At 70.1% G+C, this 11,746-nt stretch carries 10 protein-coding genes; 7 read left to right on the forward strand and 3 right to left on the reverse strand.

The features are described from left to right. Nucleotides 1–6 precede the first annotated feature (6 nt). Complete coding sequence (locus FKR81_RS16905; protein ID WP_146352993.1) at nt 7–3,171, forward strand: efflux RND transporter permease subunit; 3,165 nt, start codon at nt 7–9, stop codon at nt 3,169–3,171. A 68-nt stretch (nt 3,172–3,239) separates the two neighbouring features. On the opposite strand, the gene FKR81_RS16910 is transcribed toward FKR81_RS16905, so the two are convergent. The 3 genes from FKR81_RS16910 to FKR81_RS16920 are packed head-to-tail and all read right to left on the reverse strand — an operon-like array spanning nt 3,240 to nt 5,472. Continuing rightward, a complete protein-coding gene (locus FKR81_RS16910; protein WP_146352995.1) occupies nt 3,240–3,740 on the reverse strand; it encodes a hypothetical protein in 501 nt (166 codons plus the stop codon). Further along, nucleotides 3,737–4,540: an ABC transporter permease gene (locus FKR81_RS16915; protein ID WP_146352997.1), complete on the reverse strand. Its 804-nt coding sequence runs from the start codon at nt 4,538–4,540 to the stop codon at nt 3,737–3,739. The genes FKR81_RS16910 and FKR81_RS16915 overlap by 4 nt, the downstream gene beginning before the upstream one ends. Beyond that, the gene (locus FKR81_RS16920) at nt 4,537–5,472 is read right to left on the reverse strand and encodes an ABC transporter ATP-binding protein (protein WP_146352999.1); all 936 of its coding nucleotides are present in this window, start codon (nt 5,470–5,472) and stop codon (nt 4,537–4,539) included. Before FKR81_RS16920 ends, FKR81_RS16915 begins: the two co-directional genes overlap by 4 nt. A 305-nt stretch (nt 5,473–5,777) precedes the next feature. On the opposite strand from FKR81_RS16920, the gene FKR81_RS16925 reads away from it, so the two are divergent. The 6 genes from FKR81_RS16925 (at nt 5,778) to FKR81_RS16950 (ending at nt 11,649) form a co-directional block, all read left to right on the forward strand. Further along, on the forward strand, nt 5,778–7,169 hold the full coding sequence (locus FKR81_RS16925; protein WP_186763006.1) for a BTAD domain-containing putative transcriptional regulator: 1,392 nt from the start codon (nt 5,778–5,780) through the stop codon (nt 7,167–7,169). Beyond that, the gene (locus FKR81_RS16930; RefSeq protein ID WP_146353003.1) at nt 7,166–7,855 is read left to right on the forward strand and encodes a response regulator transcription factor; all 690 of its coding nucleotides are present in this window, start codon (nt 7,166–7,168) and stop codon (nt 7,853–7,855) included. The genes FKR81_RS16925 and FKR81_RS16930 overlap by 4 nt, the downstream gene beginning before the upstream one ends. After that, nucleotides 7,845–9,185: a sensor histidine kinase gene (locus FKR81_RS16935; protein ID WP_146353005.1), complete on the forward strand. Its 1,341-nt coding sequence runs from the start codon at nt 7,845–7,847 to the stop codon at nt 9,183–9,185. The genes FKR81_RS16930 and FKR81_RS16935 overlap by 11 nt, the downstream gene beginning before the upstream one ends. Nucleotides 9,186–9,263: 78 nt before the next feature. Beyond that, on the forward strand, nt 9,264–9,800 hold the full coding sequence (locus tag FKR81_RS16940) for a hypothetical protein (RefSeq protein WP_146353006.1): 537 nt from the start codon (nt 9,264–9,266) through the stop codon (nt 9,798–9,800). A gap of 24 nt (nt 9,801–9,824) precedes the next feature. Next, nucleotides 9,825–10,994 (forward strand): sensor histidine kinase, encoded by a 1,170-nt coding sequence (locus tag FKR81_RS16945; protein ID WP_146353007.1) that lies wholly within the window; start codon nt 9,825–9,827, stop codon nt 10,992–10,994. Next, nucleotides 10,966–11,649 carry a response regulator gene (locus FKR81_RS16950; RefSeq protein WP_146353008.1) on the forward strand — a complete coding sequence of 228 codons (684 nt, stop codon included), beginning with the start codon at nt 10,966–10,968 and terminating at the stop codon, nt 11,647–11,649. Before FKR81_RS16945 ends, FKR81_RS16950 begins: the two co-directional genes overlap by 29 nt. Nucleotides 11,650–11,746 lie beyond the last annotated feature (97 nt).

Raw genomic sequence — 11,746 nt, forward strand, 5'->3', positions numbered from 1 at the left:
CCCACCATGATGCGCTGGATCATCGCTACGAGCCTGAAGCTGAAGTTCCTCGTCGTCGTCGGGGCGTCGATGCTGATGTTCTTCGGCATCATGCAGGTCAAGGACATGTCCATCGACGCGTTCCCCGAGTTCGCCCCGCCTCGGGTCGAGATCCAGACCATCTGCATCGGACTGTCCGCGAAGGACGTCGAGGAACTGGTCTCCGTTCCGATGGAGCAGGGCCTCAACGGGATCGAGGGCCTCACGGCCATGCGGTCCAAGTCGGTGTCGCAGCTGTCGTCGATCGTCATGATCTTCACGCCGGACACCGACCTGATGAAGGCGCGGCTGCTGATCCAGGAACGCCTCAACTCGATCAGCCAGCGGCTGCCGAGGTGGGCCAACTCGCCGTTCATGATCCAGCCGCTGTCGTCGACCAGCCGTGCCATGAAGATCGGCATTTCCCAGGCCGACAAGTCCGACCAGGCCCACGTCGACATGGCGCTGCTGACCTACTGGTCGTTGCGGCCGAGGCTGATGCGCGTGCCCGGCGTCGCGAACGCGGCGATCTGGGGCGACCGCTGGCACGTCAAGCAGGCGCTGGTCGACCCGGACCTGATGAAGAAGTTCAACGTCACGATGTCGCAGGTGCTGGAGTCCGCGGGCAACGCGGTCGACGTGGGGCAGCTGAAGTTCAAGGGCGGCTTCGAGATCGGCACCGGCGGCTACGTCGACACGGCCAACAACCGGTTCCCCGTGCAGCACCAGCTGCCCGCGCTGACCGGGCAGCAGCTGGCCGAGATCCCGATCGAGACCGCGCCCGACGCGCCGAAGGTGTTCCTCAAGGACGTGGCCGAGATCCGCGACGACATCATGCCGCCGTCGCTGCTCACCGGTGACGCGGTCATCAACGACGGCCCCGGCATCATGGTCATCGTCGAGAAGCTGCCGTGGGCCAACACCTTGGACGTCACGCGCGGCGTCGAAGAGGCGATCAGGGACTTCCAGCCGGGCATGCAGGGCCTGCAGGTCGACACCGAGATCTTCCGGCCTGCCACGTTCATCGAGACCTCGGTGAACAACCTGGGCCGCGCGATGCTGATCGGCTTCGGTCTCGTCGTGCTGATCCTGATCTTCTTCCTGTTCGAGTGGCGGGTCGCGCTGATCAGCGCGGTCACCATCCCGCTCTCGCTGGTCGCCGCGGGGCTCGTGCTCAACGCGACCGGCTCGACGATCAACGTGATGATCCTGGCCGGGCTGGTGATCGCCTTGGGCGTCCTGGTGGACGACGCGATCATCGACATCGAGAACATCGTGCGGCGAATACGCCAGGCCCGCAGGGAGGGCAGCGAGCAGTCGACCGCGTCGATCATCCTCGAAGCCTCGATCGAGGTGCGCGGGCCGATCGTGCACGCCACGCTGATCATCCTGGTGTCGACCGTGCCGGTGTTCCTGCTCGGCGGCCTGACGGGGTCGTTCTTCCGGCCGCTCGCGTTCAGCTACGGGTTGTCGATCCTGGCGTCCCTGCTGGTGGCGTTGACGGTGATCCCGGCGCTCGCGCTGATCCTGCTGCGCAACGCACCGATCGAGCGGCGCGAGTCGCCGCTGGTGCGGGTGCTGCAGGGCGGCTACGTCTCGCTGCTCGGGCGGATCGTGCTGCGTCCGGTGGTCGCCTACTGCGTCGTGGGACTCGTCATGGTCGCCGGCATCGGGATCGTGCCGCTGCTGGGGCAGAACCTGTTCCCCGCCTTCAAGGAACGCGACTTCCTGATGCACTGGGTCGCGCAGCCCGGCACTTCCCGCACCGAGATGGTCCGCATCACCATGCAGGCCAGCAAGGAACTCCGGGCGATTCCGGGTGTGCGCAACTTCGGCGCGCACATCGGGCAGGGCACGCTCGCCGACGAGATCGTCGGCATGAACTTCACCGAGAACTGGATCAGCATCGCCCCCGACGTCGACTACGACAAGACGCTCGCCGCGGTGCAGAAGGTCGTGGACGGCTATCCCGGCCTGCAACGCGATGTGCAGACATATCTCAAAGAACGCACCAAGGAGGTGCTGACCGGGTCGAGCGACGCCATCACCGTGCGGATCTACGGCGACGACCTGAACCTCATCCGCGACAAGGCCAACCAGGTCAAGGAGCTCATCGCGGGCATCGACGGCATCATCGAGGAGCACGTCACCCTGCAGACGAACATCCCGCAGGTCGCCGTCGAGGTCGATCTGGGCAAGGCGAGCCAGTACGGGATCTCGCCGGGCGAGGTGCGCCGCACCGCCGCGTCGTTCATCTCCAGCGAGGAAGCGGGCGACATCTGGCGCAACGGCAAGAACACCGAGGTCCACGTGTGGAGCCAGCCGAAGGCCAGGTTCAGCGTGGAGAGCGTCCGCAACCTGCTGATGGACGCCGCGGACGGCCGCAAGGTGCCGATCGGTGACCTGGCGACGGTGAAGATCGTCTCGACGCCCAACCAGATCCTGCGCGAGGACGGGTCGCGCCGCATCGACGTCGGCGCGAACGTGGGCGAGGGCAAGGCGCTCGTCGAGGTCGCGCAGGAGGTCGAACGACGGCTGGCGACGGTCGAGTTCCCCGCCGGCTACCACGCCGAGCTGCTCGGCGAGTACAAGGAGGCGACGTCGGCGCAGAACCGGTTGCTGCTGTTCGCGGGCGCCGCGCTGCTCGGCATCCTGATCCTCCTGGTCACCGCGTTCAACAGCTGGCGGCTCGCGATCCTGGTGCTGCTGACGTTGCCGATGGCGCTCGTCGGCGGCGTGCTGGGCGCCTGGATGACGGGCGGGATCCTGTCGCTCGGCTCGCTCGTCGGGTTCTTCACCGTGCTGGGCATCGCCGCGCGCAACGGCATCCTGATGATCAACCACTTCCAGCACCTGGAACGCGAGGAAGGCGAGGCGTTCGGCCACGAACTGGTGCTGCGCGGCGCCAAGGAACGCCTCGCGCCGATCCTGATGACGTCACTGGCCGCCGGGCTCGCCCTGGTGCCGCTGGCGATCGCGGGCGACCTGCCGGGTCACGAGATCGAGCACCCGATGGCGATCGTCATCATCGGTGGCCTGTTCACCTCGACCCTGCTGAACCTCTTCGTCACCCCGTCGCTCTACCTGCGCTTCGGCGGCCCCCGCCGCAAGCCCGAGCACGCCGAACCCGAACCCTCCCCCGCTCCCGCCTAGTCCGAGTGTCGTCGTGGCCACCTCGACCAACCTCGCGTTGGTCGAGGTGGCCATGACGTCGTACCCGGTCAGGCGGTGGCGCGGAGTCTGCGGCGCACCGCGTAGACGGCCAAGCCCAGCAGCAGGGGGACGATCAGGGCGATCGGGAGTGCGCCGCCCGCGCTGAGGATGCGGCGGCCCGCGACCTCGACGTGGATCGGAGGGCTCACGGCCAGCGCCGACGACCCGTTCGGCAGCACGACGGCGTAGACGTTGAACACACCGGCGTTCACCGCCTGGACGTCCCACGACACCTGAGCGCTTTCCCCCGGTGCCAACGGTTCCACCGACTGGGTCGGCGCGGCGGTCCAGTCCTCCAGGTCGACGTAGACGTCGTTCAACGAAGCCACGTTGAGGTGCGCGATGAGCTTGCCCGTCGGCTCCGCACCCGTGTTCGTGACCGTCGTCCTGATGTTGAGGTAGGCGCCGACGGTGCTGTCGATGCGGGTCTCGGCCACCGCCACCTCGACGGTCGCGGACGCCGTGGCAGGCAGCAGTGCCAGCAGCAACGCGGCGATCAGCAGTCTCATCCCGATCCAACCCCTCCCGCTAGCCGGACGATGCGCGGCCCCGCCACGGCCAGCGCCACGACGGCGGCCACCACGGCCACCACCGGTGAGATCAGGTACGTCAGGTCCTGCGTCCAGCCGTGTCCTTTGAGGAGCACCAGCTGGATGTAGTGCATCCCGGCCGTCACCGGGTTGATCCGCACGAGCAGGTCGCCCACCGACGACGTCGGCATCGCGGGCAGCTGCGTGGGCGCGAACAACGCGAGCATCAGGAACAGCGCCACCGCGAGGCTCACCTTGTTCGAGCTCGACACGGCGCTGATCACCAGGCCGATCGCGGCCATCGACAGCGCGAGCACGGTCCCGATCACCAGGCCGAGCGCCACCGCCTCCCCCACCACCGCGACCCCCTTGCCCAGCACCCACAGGTACGGCACGGAGACGAGGAAAGCCGCGCCCCACAACGACATCGCGGCCACCAGCTTGCCCAGCACGATCGCGCCGCGCGACACCGGCGTCAGCAGCAGGCTCTCGAACGTGCCGCGCTCGCGTTCACCGCTGATCGCGTCCGCGGCCACCACCAGCGTCAGCAGCACGCCCACCGCGACCGCGATCTGCAGCACCAGGTTCACGGACTCGCGCTGCTCCAGGAAGTTGAGGATCTGGTTGGTGGCCGCCAGGTACGTCACCGCGCTCAGCAGCACGGCGTAGGCGAACAGCAGCAACGGCCCGCGCCCGCTCAGCCACAGGTCCCGGCACTCCTGCGCGGCGATGATCCGCCAGCCGTGCGCGCGGGTGCGCTCACCCGCCGCCGCGGTCACGACGTGCTCCCGCGGGTCATCGCGAGGAACGCGTCGCTGAGCCGCGCACCGTCGATCTGGAACGACAGCACGGGAATCCCCGCGTCGACGACGGCCGACAGCGCGGCGTTCATCCCGTCCGTCGCGGTGATCGCGATTACGTCCCGGCGTTCGTCGGACAGCACCGACACCCCGGCGACGCCGCCGAGCACCTCCTTGGCCCGCGCGACCTGGGCGGGTGGCACGCGCAGGTGACCGGACTGCCGGTTCGCGTCGGTGCTGGTCACGTCCGCGACCGTGCCCGCGGCGAGCACCTTGCCCTTGTCCAGGATCAGCACGGTCGAGCAGACCTGCTCGACCTCGGGCAGCGTGTGCGTGGACAGCACCACGGTCGTGCCGCGCGCCTCGGCGATCGTGCGCACCAGCGTCAGGATCTCCCGCTGCCCGGCGGGGTCGAGCCCCAGCGTCGGCTCGTCGAGGAACACGACGTCCGGGTCGTTCACCAGTGCCCGCGCGATGCCGAGCCGTTGCCGCATTCCCCTGCTGTAGGTGGAGATCCGCGACTGCGCCCGTTCGGAGAGACCGACCTGGCCGAGCAGCTTCACGGCGGTGTTGCGCGCCTCGTCGCGGGACAGGCCGAACAGCCTGCCGTGGTAGATCAGGTACTCCAGTCCCGTCTGGTGCGCCGGGTAGCCCGCGCTCTCCGGCAGCACCCCGATCCGCGCCCGGATGTCCGCGGGCCGGCTGCTCGGCACGCCCGCGACGGAGAACTCGCCCCCGGTCGGCGCGAGCACGGTCGACAGCATGCGGATGGTCGTGGTCTTGCCCGCGCCGTTGGGCCCGAGCAGCCCGATCACCTCGCCTTCGCGGGCGGTGAAGCTCACCGAGTCCACGGCCGTCCGGGAACCGAACCACTTCGACAACTCACGAGCTTCGAGAGTCACACCTGGCATGGCATCCCTCCTCAGTCGGAGCAATGCCATAAGTGGAACGGATGGAGATTAGAGAACGATGAGAACACGAAATACGAATAACGCGCGTAGCTCATCAACCTGCAGCGATGACCCGCACACGGGCAGTGACTCACACCAATGGCGCGAAACGGAATGGGCGGTTCGACCGATTCACGGACAGGGGAAGCCGCCGGGAGGGGGGCGCCGTGGAGTTTCAACTACTGGGCGCCGTGGAGGCCTGGGAGCAAAAACTTCAACTTGATCTCGGGCCGCGGAAACAACGATTCACGTTCGCCATACTCGCTTTGAACGTCAACCAGCTCGTGCCGGTCGAACGGCTGGTCGACCTGACGTGGCCGTCGCAGCCGCCGCGCACGGCCCACCACGCCATCCACGTCCGGGTGTCGCGCCTGCGCCAGGCGATCAGGCAGTGCCGCTCGGGGAACAACGACGCGGACATCATCACGCGCGGCTCGGCGTACATGCTGAAGGTCAACCCGCTGTCGATCGACGTGCACCGGTTCCGCGCCGTCGTCGCGGGCGCGCGCCAGGAGAACGACGACGCGGTGAAGGTGTCGCTGCTGCGCCACGCGCTCGCCATGTGGCACGGGCCGCCGCTGGCCGACGTGACGACACCGGACGCCGCCGCCGTCCTGTGCCACGGCCTCGAGGAGGCACGGCTCTCCGCGTTGGAGGAGTGCCTCGACGCCGAGCTGCGGCTGGGCAGGCACGCGGCCGTCGTCGGCGAGCTCACCGACCTCGTCGCGCTGCACCCGTACCGGCAGCGGCTGCAGGCGCAGCTCATGCTCGCGCTCTACCGGTGCGGCCGGGTCACCGACGCGCTGGACGCCTACCGCACCGCCCGCGCCCGGCTCGCCGACGAGCTGGCGCTGGAACCCGAGTCGCGGCTCAGCGACCTGCAGCGGTCGATCCTGCGCGCCGACCCGGCACTCGAACCGCCTCGCGCGCACACGCCGGCGAGAACCCAGCTGCCGCACGAGATCTGGTCGTTCGTCCGGTCCGACGCGCGGTCCGAGGAGATCGCCGTCGAGGCGCACGAGCTGACGAAGTGGTTCGGCGCCCGCACCGCCGTCGACTCGGTCAGCTTCACCGCGCGCAAGGGCGAGGTGATCGGCCTGCTCGGCCCGAACGGCGCGGGCAAGACCACGACCATCCGCATGCTGTCGACTCTGCTGGCACCGACCGGCGGCGACTTCTCCGTTGCCGGGGTGCCGAGCAGCCGTCCCGCGGACATCCGGCCGCTCATCGGCGTGCTGCCGGAGAACCCCGGATTTCCCGGCCACCACACGGGAGTCGAGTACCTGACCTACCACGGCAGGCTGTTCGGGCTGTCCCGCGAGGAGGCCGTCCGGACCGCGGTGAAGCTGCTCGGCCAGGTCGGGCTCGCCGACGCTGCACGGGCCCGCGTCGCGACCTACAGCCGCGGCATGCGGCAACGGCTGGGCCTCGCCCGCGCGCTCGTGAACGACCCGGCGGTGGTGCTGCTCGACGAGCCGACGACCGGGCTGGATCCCACCGGGCAGCTGGAGATCCTCACGCTCGTGCGCACGATCGCCGAGACGCGCGGCACGACCGTCCTGCTCTCGACGCACGCCGTGCCCGAGGTCGAGCGGATCTGCACCGGGGTGCTGATACTGGACCAGGGCAGGCTGATCTCGAGCCAGGTGATGACGTGACCCCGGTCGGACGGGTGCTGGTGATCGAGGACGAGGCGTCGTTCGCCGACGCGCTCGCCGAAGGCCTGCGCCAGGACGGCTTCGAGGTCGAGACCACCAACGACGGCCTGCTCGGGCTCGACGCGAGCCTCAGCCGCCCGTTCGACGCGATCGTGCTCGACCTGATGCTGCCGAGCCTGCCCGGCCTGGACGTGTGCGCCCAGCTGCGCCGCGCGGGCGTGCGGGTGCCGGTGCTGGTACTGACCGCGCGCACCGGCGAGATGGACCAGCTGCGCGCGTTGCGCATCGGCGCGGACGACTTCCTGACCAAGCCGTTCTCCTACCGGGTGCTGCTGGCCCGGCTGCACGTGCTGCTGCGGCGCACCGGGTTGGACCGGGCGGACGTGCTGACGGCGGGCGACCTCGCGCTGGACCGGGTGACCAGGCGCTGCCGGCGCGGCGAGACGACCATCAAGCTGACGCCTCGGGAGTTCGCGCTGCTGGAGCTGCTCATGTCGCGGCCGGGTCAGGTGGTGTCCAAGCGGTTCGCGCTGGACGAGGTGTGGGACTCGGCCATCCCGACCCACTCGAACGTGCTCGAGGTCTACGTCGCGTACCTGCGCCGCAAGATCGACCTGCCGTTCGGCAGGCACGCCATCGAGACCGTCCGGGGGTCCGGCTACCGGCTGGCACCGGATGGCGGGTAGCCGTCGCGCCGGTGTCCGCGTCCGGCTGACCGCGCTGGCGGTGCTGGTCGTGGGGCTGGGGCTCGTCGCGGGCGGCTGGGTCGCGCTGACGCTCGTGCGGGACCGGCTGACGAGCAACGCCGAGGACGAGGCGCACCGGCAGGCCGACGCGGTCGTGCCGATGATCGTGAACGGCCTGCCGCCCGCGTTGCCGTCGCTCGTGCAGATAGTCGAACGCGACGGCACCGTCGCCGCCGCGGGCTCCGAGCTGGCGCACACCCGGCTGCTCGCGCTGTGGCCCGACGACGGCCCGGTCACCGGCACGTCCCGGCTGCCGGACGGCGAGCACCACGCCGTCGCGGGCGTCGTCGGCGCCGTGAACGGACGGCCGGTCGCGGTGTACGCGGCGGCGTCGCTGGAGCACGCCGACGAGGGCGTGGAGGCGGCGGCGTCCGCGCTCGTGATCATCGTGCCGCTGCTGCTCGTCGCCGTCGGCGGGACCGCGTGGCTGGTGGTCGGCAGGGCGCTGCGCCCGGTCGAGGCGATCCGCGAGCGGGTCACCGAGATCACCGGCAGCCAGCTCGACCGGCGCGTGCCCGAACCGGCGTCCGACGACGAGATCGGCAGGCTCGCCCGCACGATGAACGAGATGCTGACGAGGCTGGAGCAGACGCACGAGCGCCAGCGCCGCTTCGCCGCCGACGCCGCGCACGAGCTGCGCAGCCCGCTGGCCAGCCTGCGCACCCGCCTCGAGGTCGGCCTCGCGCACCCGGCCGGCACCGACTGGGTCCGGCTGGCGGGCGAGGTGCACCGCGAGGCCGTCCGGCTCGGCGGCCTCACCGACGAGCTGATCGTGCTGGCACTGACCGACGGCGTCTCGGAGCCCGTCGAGTGGGTCGACCTGGACGAGGTGGTGCTGACCGAGATCGACGCCGTCCGCGCCCGAGGCGTGGTGGACGTCGAGCTGTCGCCGTTCTCGGCGGCGCGGCTGCGCGGCCGGACGGGCGAGCTGGGCCGGGTCGTCCGCAACCTGCTGGACAACGCCGAACGCCACGCGCGGCACCGGATCACCGTCGGGCTGCGCGCGGAGGAGCGGTTCGCGGAGCTCGTCGTGGCCGATGACGGTCCGGGGATCCCGGCGCCCGACCGGGAGCTGGTGTTCGAGCGGTTCTTCCGGTCGCAACGGGCCCGTGAACGCGACTCCGGCGGTGCGGGGCTCGGGCTGGCGATCGTGCGCGAGGTGACCGAGCGGCACGGCGGACTCGTGTGGCTCGCCGAGTCCGCTGAAGGCGCCTGCTTCCACGTGCGGCTCCCCCTCACGGCGGACGGCGGAAGTCAGCTCTCGGTCTGACTACACCGAAACGGCGTTGTGGTTCCGTTGGAATCGCTACGGTCGCCGTGCTCGTTCACGTCTCAAGGGGGAGAAGAGATGAGCGATCGGAAAGTGTTGGCGGTGCTCATAAAAGCCGGGGACACAGCACTGGACCGGCCACTGGGGGTAGGCGGGCTGATCAACGAGAACGTGGCGCTGGTCGTGCTCGACGAGAAGGCCGAGCTGGGCAGCCTCGCCGAGCTCGAGGTGCTGATCACGCCGGTTCCGCTGGCGGACGGCGACGTGGTCGAACGGATCAAACCCGCGGCCGCCATGGTCGGGAAGCTGAACGGCACCAGCGAGACCATGGCAGGCATCCGGCTCGCGCACCCGTCCCGGCACGGACGCGGCTGCCCGACGACCCGCGACGCCCTCGTGCTGGAACTGGCCGCCGAGAAGGACGTCTGGCGAGCCGGGCAGAAGCTCGGCGACCTCGGCGACCGGCTGTCCGACGTCGAGATCACCAAGGCGCTGGAGAACGCCCGCGCCGCGGAGGAGGAGTACAGCGCACGCGAGCTCCGGTTCCTCGGCGAGCCGACCGCCGAGGAGATCGGCGCGAACTGCGCCATGGGGTGCGGAGAGAACTGTCGTTAGCCCGCCTGAGCGGAAAGGTTGGGAATGAGCGTCCGCCTCAAGGACCTGGCACTGGCCACCGCCCTGTTCGTCCTCGACGTCCTCGGGTTCTGGGCGCTCAACGTCACGTCGGCGCCGACGGTGTGGGTCGCGATCGGCGCCGTCGCGCCGATCGCGCTGGCGTGGCGCAGGGAGCATCCGGTCGCGGTGTTCTGGGTCGTGTGGGCGCACACCGTCGCGCTGCTGGGTCTCATGCCCGCACCGGGACCGCGTCCGACGTTCGTCATGCTGCTCGCGCTCTACACGGTCGCGGTGTACGGCGGCCGGAAGTGGTCCGTGGTCGCGCTCGCGGTGTCCGTGGCGCCGATCGCCGGCTACCTGTGGCGCGAGTACCAGATCGCGCCGCCGGGCAAGGAGCTCACCTGGGTGATCACCAGCGGCCCCTTCTACCTGATCGTCTACGTCAGCGCGTGGGCCGTGGGGCGGTGGAGGGAGTCGCACCGGAGGTTCGTGCTCGAGTCGCAGCGGCGCGAGGAGGCGGAGGCCTACCTCGCGGTCGCGGCGGAGCGGAACCGGATCGCCGCCGAGCTGCACGACATCGTGGCGCACTCGGTGACGGTGATGGTGCTGCAGGCGGCAGGGGCGCGGCGGTCGGACGTCAGCCAGGACGTCGAGCGGGCGCTCGCCAACATCGAGTCCGCCGGGCAGCAGGCGATGGTCGAGCTGCGCAGGTTGCTCAAGCTCGTGCAGGACGGCGGGGAACAGCACCACTTCCAGCCGCCGCCCGGTGTGCGGCAGGTGGCCGGACTGGTCGAGGTGATCAGGTCGGCGGGCCCGTCCGTCGAGCTGCTCGAGCAGGGCACGCCCGGCGAGCTGGCGCCGAGCGTCGACCTCGCCGCGTACCGGGTCGTGCAGGAGGCGCTCACGAACGTCGCGAAGCACGCCGGTGCGCACGCGCACGCCGTGGTCACGATGCGCTGGGAACTTCAGCAGCTCGTGATCGAGGTGCGGGACAATGGACGTGAGCAGCGCGCGCCCACTTCGGCCGCGTTGTCGACGGGGCACGGCCTGAGCAAGCTGCGCGAACGCGTGCAGTCGGCGTGCGGGAAGCTCACCGCGGGCCCCGCCGAGGGGGGCGGTTTCCTGGTGGCGGCCACCCTGCCCACGCAACGGGGGGACGAGACGGATGGCGATTCGGGTCCTGCTGGCCGATGACCAGGACCTCGTGGGCGAAGGCATCGGGATGCTGTTGCAGCGCGAGGACGGCATCGACGTCGTCGGCGACGCCCGCAACGGACGCGAGGCCGTCGAGCTGGCCCGCGAGCTGCAGCCCGACATCGTGCTGATGGACGTCCGCATGCCCGAGCTGGACGGGGTCGCGGCGACCAGCCTGATCACCGCCGACGACTTCGCCGCCGACCCGAACCGGCCGGTCAAGGTGCTGGTGCTGACGACCTACAACGTCGGTGCGGCGGTGCGGGACGCGTTGCGCAAGGGGGCGTCCGGGTTCCTGCTCAAGGACCGGGCCAGCACCGACCTCGTGGCCGCGGTGAAGGTCATCGCGCGCGGTGAGGCGTGGCTCGATCCGGCGGTCACCCTGGATCTGATCGCGGAGCTGCGCGCGGTGCCGGAGTCGACGTTCGCGGCGCGCGACCGGCTCAGCCAGCTGACGCCGCGCGAGTCCGAGGTGCTGACGTACGTCGCGCGTGGCATGTCGAACGCGGAGATCGCGGAACGGCTGGTGCTCGGCGAGGCGACGGTCAAGACGCACGTGAGCCGGATCCTGATGAAGCTCGATCTGCGCGACCGGGCGCAGGCCGTCGCCGTCGCGTACCAGAACGGACTGGTCAGGGTCACCGGACTCGACTGAGTACACCCAGAGGGTGATGCGAAAGATCCGATTGAGGGCTGACGCGCCGCGCGGGTCCGGAGCGGACCATGGAACGTGCGGGGGATGCAGGGGGGAA

It is taken from the genome of Lentzea tibetensis (assembly GCF_007845675.1).
GTDB lineage: Bacteria > Actinomycetota > Actinomycetes > Mycobacteriales > Pseudonocardiaceae > Lentzea > Lentzea tibetensis.